The sequence below is a fragment of the Phenylobacterium sp. FG114 genome (assembly GCF_057809855.1).
In genome coordinates, this window is the sequence record NZ_JBMDKU010000001.1 from 250978 (window position 1) to 266151 (window position 15174).

A 15174-nucleotide genomic window follows, 5' to 3' on the forward strand; every position below is an offset into this window, starting at 1 on the left:
TACGCCTTGTGTGGTCTGCTAAACAGGTCCACTTCGCACAATCTGGACAGACCATTCGGGGGCGGCATGAGCTGGGCCGACATCTATCCCTGGGCTGCGCCCGAAGCCGGCCGGCCGGTGATCCGCCAGGTCTACGACCAGGTCCGCAGCGCCATCCACGCGGGGGCTCTCAAGCCCGGCGGCCGCCTGCCGTCCAGCCGCGACCTGGCGCTCCGGCTGGGTGTGGCGCGGGCCTCGGTGGTGGCGGCCTACGACCAGTTGCTGGCCGAAGGCTACGCCCAGGGCCGCACCGGCTCGGGCACCTATGTCTCGGATGACCTGTCGGGCGTGCTGGACCTGACGACCCCGACGCCCGCGCCCGTCGCCGCGCCGCCGGCCATGCCCGAACGGGCGCTGGGCCTGGCCGAGATCATGGCGCACGCGCCCTCGCTGGAGCCGCAGACCTTCTCCAACGGCCGCACCCTGATGGACGCCCGGGCGCAGGACGCCTGGTCGGTCTCCACGCGCCGGGCCTTGCGGACCCTGTCCGCCGCTCATTTCGGCTACGGCGAGCCGGCCGGGGACCAGCGCCTGCGCGCCGCCATCGCCGACTACCTGCGCGCGGCGCGGGGGGTGGTCTGCGAGGCCGAGCAGGTGATCGTCACCGCCGGCGCTCAGCATGCTGTCGACCTGGCCGTTCGGCTCTTGCTGAAGCCGGGCGACCGGGTCTGGCTCGAGGATCCAGGCTACGCCAACACCTGGCAGGCGCTGCTGGCCGCCCAGGCCGAGGGCGTGGCCGTTCCCGTGGACCGCTCCGGGCTGGTGGTGCAGGCGGGCATCGCCGCCGCGTCGGACGCCAGGGCCTGTTTCGTGACGCCTTCCCATCAGTTTCCACTGGGCGTGGCCATGTCGATGGGCCGGCGGCTGGAGCTGGTTGCCTGGGCGCGGGCGGCGGGCGCCTGGATCCTCGAGGACGATTATGCCTCCGAGTTCCGCTACGCCGGCGCGCCGCTGGCGTCGCTACAGGGGTTGGATGGCGGCGAACGCACGATCTACGTGGGCACCTTCAACAAGTCGCTCTTTCCCGGCCTTCGACTGGGCTACCTGGTGGCGCCGAAGCCGCTGGTCCAGGCCTTTGCGGGCCTGCGCCGCCTGGCGGACCGCCAGCCGCCGACGCTCACCCAGGCCATTGCGCTGGACTTCCTGGAGAGCGGCCAGTTCGCCGCCCACATCCGCCGCCGCCGCCTGGCCTATAAAGCCCAGCGTGACGCGCTCGCCGAGGCGCTGCAGAAGCGCCTGGGCCATGTGCTGGACGTGGACGTCCCAGACCAGGGCATGCACCTGATCGCCTATCTGAAGGATGGCCGCCGCGATCTGGACGTCGAGGCGGCGGCCATGAAAAAGGGGGTGACCGCGCGTGCGATCAGCCCCCTCTATCACCAGGCGTCGCCGCGCCAGGGCCTGCTGCTGGGCTTCACCGGCTTCCCGCCGAAGGCCATGGATCCGGGCGTCGCGCGCCTGGCCGCTGTGCTGGAACGATAGAAACTCCGCTCATCCCGGCCTTCGCCGGGATGAGCGGAAGAGATCAGGCCGCCAGCGCCGTCTCCGCCGCGATCACGCGGCTCGCGGCATTGACCACGGCCGCGATGCGCAGCGCCGCCTGGATGTTGGCGGTGGGCACGCCGTGCTTCTTCAGCTCGGCCTCGTGGGCGTCGAGGCACATGCCGCAGCCGTTCACGGCCGACACGGCGGTCGACCACAGCTCGAAATCGGCCTTGTCCACGCCCGGGTTGGCCAGGACGTTCATCCGCAGGCGCGCCGGCAGCGTCTTGTATTCGCCGTTCGAGAGCAGGTGCAGCGAGCGGTAGTAGACGTTGTTCATGCCCATGATGGCGGCGGCCGCCTTGGCTGCGGCCTTGGCTTCTGCGGACAGGCCGGCGGCGTCCGCAGCCGTTTCGATCGCCTTCACCACGGCGGGGGTGCCCACGGCGTGGGCCGAGGCGACGAAGGCGCCCCACTTCTGCTGGTCGGTGAGGACGGTCTCGGAGGCCAGGCTGCCGAGGTTCAGGCTGATGTCCTTGGCATAGGCGGGCAGGCCGTCGCGCAGGGCGTCGAGGGACATGGTGGTCTCCGGAAAGTTCAGATGAAAAAACCGGGGGCGCTCTTTGGGGGAGAGAAGGGGAGCGCCCCCGGCCAGCACTGGACCGCGCGGTGTGCTTACGCGGCCCAGGGAAGCGTCGCTTACGCGGCCTTCAGGGTTTCGCCGCCAACCGAGCGGTTGCACGGGCAGAGTTCGTCGGTCTGCAGCGCGTCGAGGACGCGCAGGGTGTCCTGCGGGTTCCGGCCGACGTTGAGGTTCGTCACGTAGACGTGCTGCACGACGTTGTCGGGATCGACGATGTAGGTGGCGCGGAGCGCGACGCCTTCTTCTTCGTTCAGCACCCCCAGGTCGCGGGCGAACTTCCCGGAGTTGTCGGCGAAGTTCCAGATCGCCAGTTCGTTCAGGTCCGGATGCTCGCGGCGCCAGCCGAGCTTGGAGTGCTCGTTGTCGGTCGAGCCGCCGAGGACGACGGTGTCACGGTCGGCGAATTCGCGGTTCAGGCGGGCGAACTCGGCGATCTCGGTCGGGCACACGAAGGTGAAGTCCTTCGGATAGAAGAAGATCACCTTCCACTTCCCGGGGAAGCTCTCCTTGGTGATGGTCTCGAAGGCGCTCTCGCCGTTTTCCTCGTGACGCATGAACTTGGGCTTCACGCCCACAACCTTGAAATCGGGCAGCGTCTGGCCAACACCCAGCATACAACTCTCCTAAAATGTAAGGGCGGCCACAGGGGGAGGAGGGCCGCCGGACCGGGGAGATAGGGAGTCTTGGCCGACAATTCCAATCGATAGTTTTTGGCGTCGGGATAGGTTTGGTCTATATAGCTGATGGGTCCCGGCTCGGCCTGCGCGGCTTCACCGCTCCGTTGGCCGGGATGACAGGTTTCAAGGCATGCTCCCCACCATCCGACAGCTGCAGTACCTGAAACTGCTTGCCGAGCACGGAGCGTTCGGCAAGGCCGCCGAGGCCGCCCACGTCACCCAGCCCACGCTGTCGGCCGGCATCCAGGAGCTGGAACGCACCCTGGGCGCTCCGGTGGTGGACCGGGCGCGGACGGGAGTCATCCTGACGCCGGTGGGCGAGGAGGCGTTGCGCCGGGCGACGGTGATCCTCAACGAGGCCGAGGAACTGGTCGAGGCGGCCAAGAACGCCGGCCAGCCGCTGACCGGCCGCTTCCGCCTGGGCGTGATCCCAACCATCGCTCCGTTCCTGCTGCCGGGCGCTCTGCCCTTGCTGCGGGAGCGCTTTCCCAAGCTGCGACTGTTCCTGCGCGAGGATCTGACCCAGCGGCTGATCGCGGAGCTGAAGGCCGGCCGGCTGGACGCCGCCCTGATCGCCCTGCCGTTCGATATGGCGGGCCTGGAATGGGCCCATGTGGCGGACGACGAGCTGCTGGCGGCGCTGCCGGCGGATCATCCGCTGGCCAAGCTGAAGACCGCCTCGCCCGAAGCCCTGGAGCAGGAGAACCTGATCCTCCTCGAGGACGGCCACTGCCTGCGCGAGCACGCGTTGTCCGCCTGCCGCCTCGACCCGCCGCGCGTGGGCGTGGGCGAGGAGCCCTTCGCCGCCACCTCCCTCCCGACGCTGGTGCAGATGGTGGGCTCGGGGCTGGGGGTCACCTTCCTGCCCCAGATGGCGGTGAGCGCGGGCTTGGCCGAGGCGGCGCAGGTCGCCGTCCGGCCGATCGACGCCGAACATCCCGCCCGCGAGATCGTCGTCGCGTGGCGAGCGGGGTCGAACCGGCGCGCCGAGGGCAAGCTGCTGGCCGAGGTGCTGAAGGAAGTCTGAGCGCCCCTCGGCCTCGGCCCCGCTCCTTCGTCATCCCCGGGCCTGACCCGGGGATCCAGGCTGCGCGCCCTCTGGAATGAGTGGCGGGTCAAGCCGGTCGTGCCGATCCCTGCGGCGTTTTAGACACAGTTTAGACTGTATCGAAAAACCGCTTGCGGGCCGATACGATTTCGATGTATCTAATTTTCAGACATATCGAAACTAGGTCTAAATCAGATGCATAGACACTTTCACGAACACCGTTTCCACCGCAGCCGCCATGGCTGGGGCGGCCGCATGGGCCGCGACCACGAAGGCGACCGGCATGAGCGCCGCGGCCGGCGCTTCGGCCGCTTCTTCGAGCACGGCGACCTGCGCGTCGTGGTCCTGGCCCTGCTCGAGGAGCAGCCGCGCCACGGCTACGAGCTGATCAAGGAGCTGGAGGAGCGCACCGGCGGCGCCTACCGGCCGTCACCCGGCGTGGTCTATCCGACCCTGGCGATGCTGGAGGACGAGGGCCTGATCCGGCAGACGGAAGCCGAGGGCGGCCGCAAGCGCTTCGAGATCACCGCCGACGGCAAGGCCGAGCTGGACCGCAGCCGCCCCGCCGTCGACCAGGTCTTCGGCCGGATGGACGAGGCCTCGCGTCACGCCGGCCCCGGTCGCCACCGCGTGGGCCGGGCGATGATGAACCTCGGCATGGCGCTGAAGAACCGCATGGGCCGCCCGGTCTCTCCGGAAGAGCTCGATCGGATCATCGCCATGATCGACGACACCGCAGCCGCCATCGAGCGGACCTGATCTCCTCCCCACCTGATCCGGTCGCCTGAACCGCTTCTTCCCCAGAAGCCCGAGCGGTTCCACCTCGAGCCTCCGCCCCCAGCGGAGGCTCTTTTTTGCCTCAGGTGCGACGCCTGCGCCTTTCCCCTATATAGCCGCGGCCATGAGCCGTCCGTTCCTTAAGATGAACGGGCTCGGCAACGACTTCGTCGTGGTCGAGACCCGCAGCGCCCCGTTTTCGCCGACCGCCGAAGAGGTGCGCGCGATCGCCGACCGCAAGTCGGGCGTTGGCTGCGACCAGCTTATCGTGATCGAGAAGGCCGAGGGCGCCGACGCGCGCGTGCGCTTCTGGAACGCCGACGGCGAGGAGGTCTCGGCCTGCGGCAACGGCACGCGCTGCGTCGGCTGGCTGCTCATGCAAGGCAGCGGCAAGGACGAGGCCGTGATCGAGACCAAGGCGGGTCGCCTGGTGGCCACCCGCGCCGGCGACCGGCTGGTGAGCGTCGACATGGGCAAGCCGCGCCTGGCGTGGAACGAGATCCCGCTGGCCGAGGCGCACGACACGGCCGCTCTGGACGTCGTGCTCTATCACCATGCCGACCTGATGGCGCCGCCCGGCTGCGTCTCGATGGGCAACCCGCACGTGGTGTTCTTCGTGCCGGACGTCGAGGCGGTTCCGATCGCCAAGATCGGGCCGGCGATCGAAAAGCACCCGCTGTTCCCCGAGCATGTGAACGTCGGCTTCGCCCAGGTGCTGGACCGCGACCGCATCCGCCTGCGGGTCTGGGAGCGGGGCGCGGGCCTGACCAAGGCCTGCGGCACCGGCGCCTGCGCGGCCCTGGTGGCCGCGTCGCGCCGCGACCTGGTCGGGCGCCACGCCACGATGGTGCTGGACGGCGGCGAGTTGCACGTCGAATGGCGCGATGATGGCCATGTGATCATGACCGGGCCCGCGGCCGTCGACTTCATGGGTGAGCTGCCCGGGGGCCAGACTTGAGCGAGCCGACCTGGCCGCCCCGGCCGCGTCGGTGGTGGATCGCTTTCCTGCTGAACGCACTCTTCCCGCCCGTGGGCTTCGCCTATGCCGGGGCGTGGAAGGCGGTCGGTATGACCGTGGTCATACTCATCGCCGGCGCGGTGGCGGCCAACGAGTGGACGCTGGCGTCGCCGCCGGGCGTCTATCGCTTCGGGCTGGACGGACTGTTGGTCGGCGCGGGGGTGTGCGCCGTACTGTTCGGCGCCGCGGCGGCCGTGCTGGCCTGGCGCGCGCCGCCGCGCGGCGGCCGGCCCAGCAAGCTGGCGCTGGCCTATCTCGCGCCCTGGGTGCTGCTGGTCGTGGCCAACATGGTCTTCAGCGCCTACGGCCCGCACCCGACCTACAACATCGAGAGCGAAGCGATGTCGCCGACGCTGCGGCCGGGCGACATCCTGATGGTCGACGGCGCCCGCGCCGAGTGCGGCCACGCGGGCGTGAAGTCGGGCGACGTGGTGGTGTTCCGCAGGCCGGGCACGGCTGCGCCCTTCGTCCAGCGCGTGATCGCCGGCCCCGGCCAGACGGTGGCGATGGAACAGGGCGTGCTGACCGTCGACGGAAAGGCCGTGGCGCGGCGTCCGATGGGCTCGGTGGCGCTGCCCAACCTGCCCGTGCGCGCGACCGAGTTCGAGGAGACGCTGGCCAACGGCGCGCGCTATCGCACCTATGACCTCGGCCCCACCGGCGAACTGGACCAGACGCGCGCGACGACGGTCCCGGCCGGTTCGTGGTATCTGTTGGGCGACAACCGCGACAACTCCGCGGACTCGCGGACCTTCGGCCCGGTGGCGGGCGCGGACGTCTGCGCCGTGGCGCTGAAGGTGGTCTACGCGAAGGACAAGAGCCGTGTCGGCCGACGCCCCTGACAAGACGAGCGACGTCGACATCGTCACGTTCGGCTGCCGGCTGAACGCCTACGAGAGCGAGGTCATCCGCAAGCGGGCCGCCGAGGACGGGCTCTCCGACGCCATCGTCTTCAACACCTGCGCGGTGACGAACGAGGCCGTTCGCCAAGCGCGCCAAGCCATCCGCAAGGCCCGCCGCGAGCGGCCGGGGGCGAAGCTGATCGTCACGGGGTGCGCGGCCCAGATCGACCCCGCCGCCTTCGCCGCCATGGCCGAGGTGGACCTTGTGCTGGGTAACGCCGAGAAGAGCCAGGCTGGCGCCTACGCCCCGCCGGCGCCCGACGCCGAGCCGATGCGGGTGCGCGTCAACGACATCATGAGCGTGCACGAGACGGCAGGGCACCTGATCGACGGGCTGAAGGACCGGGCGCGCGCCTACGTCGAGGTCCAGAACGGCTGCGACCACCGCTGCACCTTCTGCATCATCCCCTACGGACGCGGGAACTCGCGCTCGGCCGCCGCCGGCGAGGTGGTGGAACAGGTGCGCAAGCTGACCGCCCAGGGCTACCAGGAGGTGGTGCTGACCGGGGTGGACGTGACGAGCTGGGGCGCCGACCTGCCCGGCCAGCCGACGCTGGGCCAGCTGGTGGCGCGGATCCTGAAGCTGGTCCCCGAGCTGCCGCGCCTGCGCCTGTCGTCCATCGACGCGGCCGAGATCGACCCCGACCTGATGCGCTGCCTGCGCGACGAGCCGCGGCTGATGCCCTACCTGCACCTGTCACTGCAGGCCGGCGACGACATGATCCTGAAGCGCATGAAGCGCCGCCACCTGCGCGCCGACGCGCTGAAGCTGGTGGCCGAGGTGCGCGCCGCCCGGCCCGACATGGCCTTCGGCGCCGACCTGATCGCGGGCTTTCCCACCGAGACCGACGAGATGTTCGAGAACTCGATCCGGCTGGTGGAGGAGGCGGACCTGGCCTTCCTGCACGTCTTTCCGTTCAGCGCCCGGCCCGGCACGCCAGCCGCCCGGATGCCGAAGGTGAAGGGCGAGGTGGTCAAGGCTCGCGCCGCCCGCCTGCGGGCCGCCGGCGAGGCGGGACTGGCGCGCCACTTGGGGCGCCAAGTCGGCCGGACGTTGTCGGGGCTGGTCGAGCGGCCGGGCGTGGCGCGCGCCGAGGACTTCACCGAGATCGCCTTCGTGGGCGAGGCCGAGGTGGGCCAGGTGACGTCGATGCGCATTACGGGCCATGACGGCCGGCGGCTGACGGCGGAGGCGGCGTGACCAGGACGGGCGGATGCCAGTGCGGCGCCGTACGCTTCCACGTCGAGGGCGACCTGGGCCGCGCCAGCATCTGTCACTGCCGCATGTGCCAGAAGGCGTTCGGCGCGTTCTACGGCCCCTATGTCTCGATGAACGCCGAGCAGGTGACCTGGACGCGCGGCGCACGGAAGCTGTTCGCCAGCTCCAACCTGGTCAGCCGCGGTTTCTGCGGCGACTGCGGCACCCAGCTCACCTTCGAGGGCTCGGGCTTCTTCGACATCGCCATCGGCGCCTTCGACGACCCGCGCGACATCCGGCCCACCATCCAGATCGGCCTCGATTCCAAGCTGCCCTGGGTGGACGAGCTGGGCGCGCTGCGCACGCAATCGCCCGAGACCCAAGCCAAGACCGCCGAGTACCAGGCCAAGGTCGTCAGCCACCAGCACCCGGACCACGACACCTAGGTCGGCGGCGCGCGGCCGGGGAAGCCCGGCATCTGCCAGCCGAACAGAATGGCGCCAGCGCGCACCAGGAAAGCTGCGAGGAACCCCGTGGTCCCGCTGACCGCCAGCGGCAGCTCCAGGGCATGCAGCCCGACGAACAGCGCAGCGCCGATCAGCGCCGGCGTCACATAGAGCTCGCGGCGCAGCAGGATCGACGGCTCGTGGGCCAGGACGTCGCGGATCACCCCGCCGAACGACGCCGTGAGCACGCCCATGATGATCGCCGAGAACGGCGGCACGCCGAGCGAGGTGGCCTTCAGGGCGCCCACCACGGCGTAGGCCGCCATCCCCAGCGCATCCAGCCAGAGCAGCAGGCGCTCGCGGCCTTGTCCCCAGCCGAGCAGCCAGATGGCGAGCGCGGCGACCAGACAGACGATGATGTACTCGGGCCGGCCCACCCAGAAGACCGGCACGTCGATCAGGAGGTCTCGCAGCGTGCCGCCGCCGACGCCGGTCACGGCGGCGAAGAAGCCGAAGGTGATGATGTCGTGCTTGCGCCGCGCCGCAGCCAAGGCGCCCGAAGCGCCGAACACCGCCACGGCGGCGTAGTCCAGCACGGCGAGGGCCTGGGCGAGCGCGTCCATGCCCCTTGATGCGGTGGCGCGTGACGCGGGGCAAGTGGCCCGCTAGAAGGCCCGCCATGGCAGAACCCAAACGCGGCTGGTTCGCGCGCCTTACCGAAGGCCTGACCAAGTCATCCAAGCAGATGGGCGAGCAGATCGCCCAGGTCTTCGTCGCCAAGGAGCCGCTCACCCAGGAGAAGCTCGACGAGCTCGAGGAGATGCTCATCGAGGCCGACCTGGGCCCGCATTCGGCCGCGCGGATCACCGAGCGCTTCGCCTCGGAGAAATTCGGCAAGGACGTCGACGAGAACGAGATCCGCGAGGCGCTGTCGGCGGCGATCGGCGACGAACTGTCCGGCCGCCAGGGGTCTTTCGAGCCGCTGTCGGGGCCGAAACCCTACGTCGTGCTGTTCATCGGGGTGAACGGATCGGGCAAGACCACCACCCTGGGCAAGATCGCCACGGACCTGACGCGGCAGGGCGCCAAGGTGCTGGTGGTCGCCGGCGACACTTTCCGCGCCGCGGCGGTCGAGCAGCTAAAGGTATGGGCCGAACGGGCCGGCGCGCAGTTCATGGGTCGCCCCACGGGATCGGATGCCGCAGGCCTGGCGTTCGACGCCGTGCAGAAGGCCCGCGACGAGGGCTACGACGTGGTCCTGATCGACACCGCCGGCCGCCTGCAGAACAAGCAGGGCCTAATGGACGAACTCCTGAAGATCATCCGGGTCGTGAAGAAGGTCGATCCCGACTATCCGCATGAGACGCTGTTGGTGCTGGACGCCACCGTGGGCCGCAACGCCCTGGCTCAGGAAAACATCTTCGGCAACCAGATCGGGGTCTCGGGCATCGTGATGACCAAGCTGGACGGCACCGCGCGCGGCGGGGTGCTGGTGCCGGTGGCCCAGGCCTCCGACAGCCCGATCAAGCTGGTGGGCGTGGGCGAGGGGGTCGACGACCTGCAGCCGTTCGACGCCCGCGCGTTCGCCCGCTCACTGGTGGGCCTCGAGGAACCGATTCGATGAGCGCCGAGAACAACCGGCACTGGGTCCGCTATTTCGTGGACTACGCCGCCCTGGCCGCCTTCCTGGCCGTCTACCTGGTGACCAGGGACCTGCAGAAGGCCACGTGGGGCCTGGTCGTGGGTTCGGTGGTGGCGATCGTCGTCGGCTTCGCGGTCGAGCGCCGCATCGCGCCGCTGCCGCTGTTCGTGGGCGGCGCGGGCCTGGTGTTCGGGGGCGCCTCGCTCTTCTTCCACGACCCGCGAATCCTGAAGATCAAGCCGACCATCGTGAACACGGCCATCGGCCTGTTGCTGCTGGGCGGCCTTCTGATGAAGAAGCATCCGCTCAAGCTGGTGCTGGGCGAGGCGTTCGAGATGCCCGACGCCACCTGGCGGCGGCTGACCCTGAACTACGCCGCCTTCTTCCTGGCGCTAGCCGCGCTGAACGAGGTGATCTGGCGCACCCAGCCGGACGGCACGTGGGTGCTCTTCCGTTTCCCGGGCATGATGATCCTGACAGTGGCGTTCTCGATCGCCCACGCGCCATTGCTGATGAAGTACGTGAAGGCCGAGGAGCTGCCCCCGCCGCCGACGGAGTAGCGGCCTATTTGGGGAAGGTGATGTTGGTCGGGCGCAGGTGGGGCGTCTGGATGCGGTTGTAGTCCGCGTCCGCCAGGCCGCCGACGATCAGGCCGAGCAGCTCCGCGCCGCCGGCCACGTGGGGCGGCGGTTCGCCGTAAAGCTGTCGCCAAAGGGCGACGGCTTCCTCGTAGATGCGCTCATCCCGTCCCATAAGGGCCTATCAAATGCGACTGCACGGACAAAACCCGCCGGGGACGTACGGCGTTCCGTGATAAATTACAGTTAATTTCGGCGCTTAGCCGTGGAACCCACGGCAGGTGGTTCAGACGCGGATGTCGAACAGCGAGCCGGGGCGCAGGATTTTCTGCGGCTGATCGCCAGGCTCCACCGCCACCGTGCGTTGCGGCGCAACGGGCGAAGGGGCTGCGACCGTCGCCTGGGGCGCGGGCGCGGCGGCCTGGACCGGCGCCTGGGCCTTCCCAAGCGCCTCGAAGAACGCCCGCTGGGCGGCCAGTTTCGAGGTGTCCTGTCCCATCGGACGCTGAGGCGCCTGCTGCGGGAACGGGTTCGAGCGGATCGTGGTCACGGGCGGCCAACATGGTTAACGGGCGACGCAGGCAAACTGCCGCTTACGCCTCAACGCAGGGTTAACGCGCCAGTTTCGCGAGCCTCGCGGCCTCCGCTTCGTCCAGCGGACCGGTGTGTTTCGCCAGGACCACGCCATCGCGGCCGATGACATAGGTCTCTGGCACGCCCGTGACGCCGAACTCGACCCCCGCGCGGCCGTCGCGGTCGACCAGGGCCGTGGTGAACGGATTGCCCAGCCGGGTCAGGAAGGCCTGGGTGTTGGGCGGCGCGTCCTTGTAGGCGACGCCGACGACGCGGACACCCGAGCCCTTGAGGCCCATCAGCACAGGATGCTCGATCTCGCACGGGGCGCACCACGAGGCGAAGAAGTTCACCACCATGGGACCTTCGGCGGCCGCTGCGCGGATTCGCACCGGCTGGCCCTCGGCCAGGGTCGGCAAGGTGAGGTCGGGAACCGGCTTGCCGACCAACGCCTGCGGCTGGACCTGGGGGTCGCGCTTCAGGGCGTAGAAGTAGAAGAGACCGCCCAGGGCCACGAGCGCCGCGATCGGCAGGAAGGCGAGCCAGCGGGTCATCCTACTTCGCTCCCGTTGGGAGCTTCGAAGGACAGGGCCCTGCGTAGGCTCGGCGAAGCAGGATCATTTGCGCGAGAGCTCTTCGTAGCGTCGACGCCACCGGCGCGCGCGGCTGAGCGACAGGCCGACCATGGCGGCGAAGACGATGGCCGTGATGGCGAAGGCCGGGACGATGAACTCGGCGTACTTGAAATCGAACATCAGCCCCTCGCCACGCGGAGCGCCTCGGCCTCGGCGCGCCGGCGCCACACCTCGGCCCGGATGCCCACCAGCCATAGCGACCCGAAGGCCGACATGTAGCTGAGCGCCATCAGCAGCAGGGGGACCCAGAAGACCGGGGGCATCGACGGCCCACCCTTGCGGAACAGCGACGTGCCCTGGTGGATCGAGTTCCACCATTCGACGCTGAAGTGGATGATGGGCAGGTTGATCGAGCCGACGAGCGCCAGGATCGCCGCGGCGCGCGCCGCCTTCTGCTCGTCGTCCATCGAGGCCCGGAGCGCGATGTAGGCGATGTAGAGCAGGAACATCACCAGGACCGAGGTCAGCCGGCCGTCCCATTCCCACCAGGTGCCCCACATGGGCCGGCCCCACAGCGAGCCGGTGACCAGGGCCATGAAGGTGAAGGCGGCGCCCAGCGGCGCGGCCGCCACGGCGGCGCAGTCGGCCAGGGTGTGGCGGAAGATCAGCGCCAGGAAGCTGGCCACGCCCAGGCAGACATAGGCAAACATGCTCATCTGGGCCGCGGGCACGTGGATGAACATGATCCGGACCGTCTGGCCCTGCTGGTAGTCCTCGGGCGCGGTGAAGCCGAGGTAGAGGCCGGCGACGGCCAGCACGACGGCGATCACCCCGAACATCGGCGCCGCCCAGCGGGAGAACGCCATGAAGCGGTCCGGATTCGACAAGAAGGCGGGCGCCCAACTCATGCGTCCGGCATAGAGAGCGAGCGCCCGCCCCGCAAGCTGCAGCTTTGGACTAGAGCCTCGGAGGCGGCGGAGGTTCCGGCGGCTCGGGCGGCATGGGCATGTGATGGCCGACCGGGATCAGCATCGGCCCGAAGGAGGGGCCGGAGAACATGAGCATCGGCATGGCGTCGAAGGCCTTCTGCTGCTTCGCGTCGAGCTGGGCGTAGAAGGTCTTGATCGCCGCGATCTTGCGGCCGGTCTCGGCCTGCTGCTCGGCCATGCGCGCCTGCATCTCGTCGAGCCGCTGCAGGGTCGTCCGCTCGGTGTCCCGCTCGAACTTCACCATGTGGTCGCGATGGTCCTCGTCGCGGCGCGTGGCTTCGAGAAACGCTTTCAGGGCCGGCTCCTGGTCCGGGCGCAGCTGGAGCACGTCGGACAGGTAGTCGCTGCGACTCGTGTGATGAACGCCGCCGCCGTGGCGGTAGACGCGCATCTGGCGGCGCTCGGCCCGGTCGACGCGGTCGGGCCGATCCGAAGGGGCGGCGGCCGCCGAGTCCTCGTTGGCCTGGCGCCGCGCAGTGTCGGCCTGCGCCAGCGCCGCGCCGCCAGCAAGGAGGGGGGCCGTGAGGGCGAGGGCTCCAGCGAGGAGCCAGGTCATGGGTTTCGACATCGTCGTCTCTTCTCCCGGGGGTGGTTCCCTTCGAAGGGCCAGGCTGGGGCAGAGCATGGGGCCGAAAAGCGGCGCGCGGGATTAAGCTTTCTTCACATGCTTCCAAGGCCTTGAGGCGGCATATGGCGACGCTTCGAGGATGGAGCCCCGCCGATGATCGCCGCCCTGTTCGCCGCTGCCGCCGTGGTCACGGCCGCCCCCGCGCCGATGGACCCCGCGCAGGTAAAGGCCATCGAGGCCGTGGCCTACGATTACGTCGACGGCCAGCTGGAGGGTGATCCCGCCCGCGTGGCGCGCGCCTTGCACCCCGACCTCGCCAAGCGCGCGGTCACCACCGATCCCGACGAGAAGCTGGCGCTGCGCCGCATGTCGAAGGAAGAACTGGTCGACCTGACGAAACAGGGCGTGCTGAAGACGCCGAAGGACCAGTGGGACCGCTCGGTGCGCGTGCTGGACATCGCCGGCAACGCCGCCGTCGCCCGGGTCGAGACGCCCTGGTTCGTCGACTACTTCCACATGGGTCGCTTCGGCGAGCGCTGGGTGATCGTCAACGCCCTCTGGTATCCCAAGCCGAAGGGCTAGCTCAGCGCGTTACGGCAGGCGGCGGCCATGGCCAGGGGTCCGAAGGCGACCGCGGCTGCGGCATAGGCGCCGAGGAAGGCGAAGCCGCCGGTCCAGGGCAGTCCGGCCGCGAAGTTGGCGAGAGCGCCGCCGCCGAAGATCACCGGCGGCACGAACAGCGGCAGCACGATCACCGCGGTCAACAGGCCGCCGCGCCGGGCGCCCAGGCTGAGCGACGCCCCGATCCCTCCCACGAAGGCGAAGGCGATGCCGCCCAGCAGGGCGCAGGCGAAGATCAGGGGCGACAGGGCCGGGTCGGCGCCCAGCGCGATCGCGGCGAGCGGCGCGGCCAGGGCCAGGGGCGCGCCGGTCGCCAGCCACTGACCCGCGCACTTGACCAGGCAGGTGAGCTCCAGCGGCACCTGCGAGAGCATCAGGAGGTCCAGCGCCCCGTCCTCGTAGTCGCGCTCGAACATCCGCTCCAGCGACAGCAGCGAGGCCAGCGCGAGCGCGACCCACGCGGCGCCGGTGGCGATGGCGGCCAGGCGGTCGTGCTGCGGGCCGATGGCCAGCGGCAGGAAGGTGGCGACGCCGGCGTAGAAGCCCACGGCCACCAACGGCCCGCCGCCCCGTCCCCAGGCCAGTGTCGTCTCGCGGGCGATGAGGGCTCCCAACTGGCTCACGCGATCAGTTCCAGGCTGCGGGTGGCGACCGGCAGCGGGTCGTGGACGGCGGCCAGGATCATGCCGCCGCCGTCCAGGTGGCGCTGCATGATCTGGCTGAAGCCCTCGCGCCAGCGGGCGTCGAGCGGGCTGAGCGGCTCGTCCAGCAGCCACAGCGGGCGCGGCGCGGCCAGCATCCGGGCCAGCGCGAGGCGCCGGCGCTGGCCGGCCGACAGACGGCGGACTTCGAGGTCAAGCAGGGTCACCAGCTCCAGCGCCTCGGCCGCCTCCCGCAACGCCGCCTCGCTGCCGCCGCCCCAGCGCGTCCAGAACGTCAGCTCCTCGCGCGCCGTCCGGGCCGCCTTCAGCCCGTCGGCGTGGCCCAGCAGATGCAGATCGCCGCGCGCGTCCGCCGGATCCACGCCACCGAAGCCGACCTGACCGGCTTCCAGCCGCACCAGGCCCGCCACGGCGCGCAGCAGGCTGGTCTTGCCCGATCCGTTCGGCCCGGTCAGCGCGCAGGCCTCGCCCGCCGCCAGCGCCAGGGACACGCCCTCGAACAGCAGCCGCCCGCCTCGCCGGACGGCGGCGCCCTCGATCGAAAGCTGCGAGATCAAGCGTTCACCCAAGCTTTTGGGAAGGTTCTTCCGCCCGTGCATGGACGGACGGATAGGTCGGGTCTATGAAGCGGCGGCCGCCGACGCTTGGGGGGAACCAACGCCGCGCGGGGACGAACGCTGTGTGTCCGTCTCTGATAGAGCGCGCGATCCCCTTTGGGTGTCTGGCCGGCAGCGAG

Annotated in this window: 21 protein-coding genes; 10 read left to right on the plus strand and 11 right to left on the minus strand. The window is 70.0% G+C overall.

Translation table 11 applies throughout. The features are described from left to right. The first annotated feature begins 66 nt into the window (after positions 1-66). Complete coding sequence (pdxR, locus tag ACODSY_RS01305; protein WP_488949819.1) at positions 67-1521, plus strand: MocR-like pyridoxine biosynthesis transcription factor PdxR; 1455 nt, start codon at positions 67-69, stop codon at positions 1519-1521. Between the two features lie 43 nt (positions 1522-1564). On the opposite strand, the gene ahpD is transcribed toward pdxR, so the two are convergent. Further along, complete coding sequence (gene ahpD / locus ACODSY_RS01310; RefSeq protein WP_488949820.1) at positions 1565-2101, minus strand: alkylhydroperoxidase, AhpD family; 537 nt, start codon at positions 2099-2101, stop codon at positions 1565-1567. A 119-nt stretch (positions 2102-2220) separates the two neighbouring features. Next, the gene (locus ACODSY_RS01315; RefSeq protein ID WP_488949821.1) at positions 2221-2778 is read right to left on the minus strand and encodes a peroxiredoxin; all 558 of its coding nucleotides are present in this window, start codon (positions 2776-2778) and stop codon (positions 2221-2223) included. Between the two features lie 193 nt (positions 2779-2971). Between ACODSY_RS01315 and ACODSY_RS01320 the strand changes: the two genes are divergently transcribed. From ACODSY_RS01320 to ACODSY_RS01345, 6 genes are all read left to right on the plus strand, one after another. Then, complete coding sequence (locus ACODSY_RS01320; RefSeq protein WP_488949822.1) at positions 2972-3868, plus strand: hydrogen peroxide-inducible genes activator; 897 nt, start codon at positions 2972-2974, stop codon at positions 3866-3868. Positions 3869-4084: 216 nt separating this feature from the next. Continuing rightward, positions 4085-4648, plus strand: coding sequence for a PadR family transcriptional regulator (locus ACODSY_RS01325; protein WP_488949823.1), 564 nt, complete (start codon positions 4085-4087; stop codon positions 4646-4648). A gap of 142 nt (positions 4649-4790) precedes the next feature. Next, positions 4791-5624, plus strand: a complete 834-nt coding sequence (dapF, locus tag ACODSY_RS01330; protein ID WP_488949824.1) for a diaminopimelate epimerase — start codon at positions 4791-4793, stop codon at positions 5622-5624. Continuing rightward, complete coding sequence (gene lepB / locus ACODSY_RS01335; protein WP_488949825.1) at positions 5621-6526, plus strand: signal peptidase I; 906 nt, start codon at positions 5621-5623, stop codon at positions 6524-6526. Before dapF ends, lepB begins: the two co-directional genes overlap by 4 nt. Next, positions 6507-7787, plus strand: coding sequence for a tRNA (N(6)-L-threonylcarbamoyladenosine(37)-C(2))-methylthiotransferase MtaB (gene mtaB / locus ACODSY_RS01340; protein WP_488949826.1), 1281 nt, complete (start codon positions 6507-6509; stop codon positions 7785-7787). Before lepB ends, mtaB begins: the two co-directional genes overlap by 20 nt. Continuing rightward, on the plus strand, positions 7784-8230 hold the full coding sequence (locus tag ACODSY_RS01345) for a GFA family protein (protein ID WP_488949827.1): 447 nt from the start codon (positions 7784-7786) through the stop codon (positions 8228-8230). The genes mtaB and ACODSY_RS01345 overlap by 4 nt, the downstream gene beginning before the upstream one ends. Here the strand turns inward: ACODSY_RS01345 and ACODSY_RS01350 are convergent. Continuing rightward, a complete protein-coding gene (locus tag ACODSY_RS01350) occupies positions 8227-8853 on the minus strand; it encodes a trimeric intracellular cation channel family protein (RefSeq protein ID WP_488949828.1) in 627 nt (208 codons plus the stop codon). The genes ACODSY_RS01345 and ACODSY_RS01350 overlap by 4 nt on opposite strands. A gap of 56 nt (positions 8854-8909) precedes the next feature. On the opposite strand from ACODSY_RS01350, the gene ftsY reads away from it, so the two are divergent. Continuing rightward, a complete protein-coding gene (ftsY, locus tag ACODSY_RS01355) occupies positions 8910-9854 on the plus strand; it encodes a signal recognition particle-docking protein FtsY (protein ID WP_488949829.1) in 945 nt (314 codons plus the stop codon). Further along, the gene (locus ACODSY_RS01360; RefSeq protein ID WP_488949830.1) at positions 9851-10432 is read left to right on the plus strand and encodes an inner membrane-spanning protein YciB; all 582 of its coding nucleotides are present in this window, start codon (positions 9851-9853) and stop codon (positions 10430-10432) included. Before ftsY ends, ACODSY_RS01360 begins: the two co-directional genes overlap by 4 nt. Before the next feature lie 4 nt (positions 10433-10436). Here ACODSY_RS01360 and ACODSY_RS01365 read toward each other — a convergent pair whose 3' ends face one another. The 6 genes from ACODSY_RS01365 to ACODSY_RS01390 form a co-directional block, all read right to left on the minus strand. Then, positions 10437-10625, minus strand: coding sequence for a hypothetical protein (locus ACODSY_RS01365; RefSeq protein ID WP_488949831.1), 189 nt, complete (start codon positions 10623-10625; stop codon positions 10437-10439). Between the two features lie 111 nt (positions 10626-10736). Further along, positions 10737-11000 carry a hypothetical protein gene (locus tag ACODSY_RS01370; RefSeq protein ID WP_488949832.1) on the minus strand — a complete coding sequence of 88 codons (264 nt, stop codon included), beginning with the start codon at positions 10998-11000 and terminating at the stop codon, positions 10737-10739. A 61-nt stretch (positions 11001-11061) separates the two neighbouring features. Next, positions 11062-11577 carry a DsbE family thiol:disulfide interchange protein gene (locus ACODSY_RS01375; protein ID WP_488949833.1) on the minus strand — a complete coding sequence of 172 codons (516 nt, stop codon included), beginning with the start codon at positions 11575-11577 and terminating at the stop codon, positions 11062-11064. Between the two features lie 63 nt (positions 11578-11640). Further along, positions 11641-11778 (minus strand): heme exporter protein CcmD, encoded by a 138-nt coding sequence (gene ccmD / locus ACODSY_RS01380; protein WP_488949834.1) that lies wholly within the window; start codon positions 11776-11778, stop codon positions 11641-11643. Beyond that, positions 11778-12506, minus strand: a complete 729-nt coding sequence (ccmC, locus tag ACODSY_RS01385; RefSeq protein WP_488949835.1) for a heme ABC transporter permease CcmC — start codon at positions 12504-12506, stop codon at positions 11778-11780. Before ccmC ends, ccmD begins: the two co-directional genes overlap by 1 nt. Positions 12507-12555: 49 nt before the next feature. Beyond that, positions 12556-13143 carry a Spy/CpxP family protein refolding chaperone gene (locus ACODSY_RS01390; RefSeq protein ID WP_488949836.1) on the minus strand — a complete coding sequence of 196 codons (588 nt, stop codon included), beginning with the start codon at positions 13141-13143 and terminating at the stop codon, positions 12556-12558. Positions 13144-13308: 165 nt separating this feature from the next. On the opposite strand from ACODSY_RS01390, the gene ACODSY_RS01395 reads away from it, so the two are divergent. Next, the gene (locus ACODSY_RS01395) at positions 13309-13737 is read left to right on the plus strand and encodes a nuclear transport factor 2 family protein (protein WP_488949837.1); all 429 of its coding nucleotides are present in this window, start codon (positions 13309-13311) and stop codon (positions 13735-13737) included. Here ACODSY_RS01395 and ccmB read toward each other — a convergent pair. After that, a complete protein-coding gene (gene ccmB / locus ACODSY_RS01400) occupies positions 13734-14399 on the minus strand; it encodes a heme exporter protein CcmB (protein ID WP_488949838.1) in 666 nt (221 codons plus the stop codon). The two genes, ACODSY_RS01395 and ccmB, sit on opposite strands and share 4 nt — an antisense overlap. Next, entirely contained in the window at positions 14396-14995 is a 600-nt protein-coding gene (gene ccmA / locus ACODSY_RS01405; RefSeq protein WP_488949839.1) for a heme ABC exporter ATP-binding protein CcmA, read from the minus strand. The genes ccmB and ccmA overlap by 4 nt, the downstream gene beginning before the upstream one ends. Positions 14996-15174: the final 179 nt, after the last annotated feature.

Bases quoted from the DNA above. Each gene is read 5' to 3' on its own strand.
- ACODSY_RS01395 (WP_488949837.1), top strand. From the start codon at position 13,309: ATGATCGCCGCCCTGTTCGCCGCTGCCGCCGTGGTCACGGCCGCCCCC.
- ACODSY_RS01375 (WP_488949833.1), bottom strand. From the start codon at position 11,577: ATGACCCGCTGGCTCGCCTTCCTGCCGATCGCGGCGCTCGTGGCCCTG.
- ACODSY_RS01325 (WP_488949823.1), top strand. From the start codon at position 4,085: ATGCATAGACACTTTCACGAACACCGTTTCCACCGCAGCCGCCATGGC.
- ahpD (WP_488949820.1), bottom strand. From the start codon at position 2,101: ATGTCCCTCGACGCCCTGCGCGACGGCCTGCCCGCCTATGCCAAGGAC.
- ACODSY_RS01350 (WP_488949828.1), bottom strand. From the start codon at position 8,853: ATGGACGCGCTCGCCCAGGCCCTCGCCGTGCTGGACTACGCCGCCGTG.
- ccmC (WP_488949835.1), bottom strand. From the start codon at position 12,506: ATGAGTTGGGCGCCCGCCTTCTTGTCGAATCCGGACCGCTTCATGGCG.
- ACODSY_RS01320 (WP_488949822.1), top strand. From the start codon at position 2,972: ATGCTCCCCACCATCCGACAGCTGCAGTACCTGAAACTGCTTGCCGAG.
- ccmD (WP_488949834.1), bottom strand. From the start codon at position 11,778: ATGTTCGATTTCAAGTACGCCGAGTTCATCGTCCCGGCCTTCGCCATC.
- dapF (WP_488949824.1), top strand. From the start codon at position 4,791: ATGAGCCGTCCGTTCCTTAAGATGAACGGGCTCGGCAACGACTTCGTC.
- ftsY (WP_488949829.1), top strand. From the start codon at position 8,910: ATGGCAGAACCCAAACGCGGCTGGTTCGCGCGCCTTACCGAAGGCCTG.
- pdxR (WP_488949819.1), top strand. From the start codon at position 67: ATGAGCTGGGCCGACATCTATCCCTGGGCTGCGCCCGAAGCCGGCCGG.
- ACODSY_RS01390 (WP_488949836.1), bottom strand. From the start codon at position 13,143: ATGACCTGGCTCCTCGCTGGAGCCCTCGCCCTCACGGCCCCCCTCCTT.
- ACODSY_RS01365 (WP_488949831.1), bottom strand. From the start codon at position 10,625: ATGGGACGGGATGAGCGCATCTACGAGGAAGCCGTCGCCCTTTGGCGA.
- ACODSY_RS01315 (WP_488949821.1), bottom strand. From the start codon at position 2,778: ATGCTGGGTGTTGGCCAGACGCTGCCCGATTTCAAGGTTGTGGGCGTG.
- ACODSY_RS01360 (WP_488949830.1), top strand. From the start codon at position 9,851: ATGAGCGCCGAGAACAACCGGCACTGGGTCCGCTATTTCGTGGACTAC.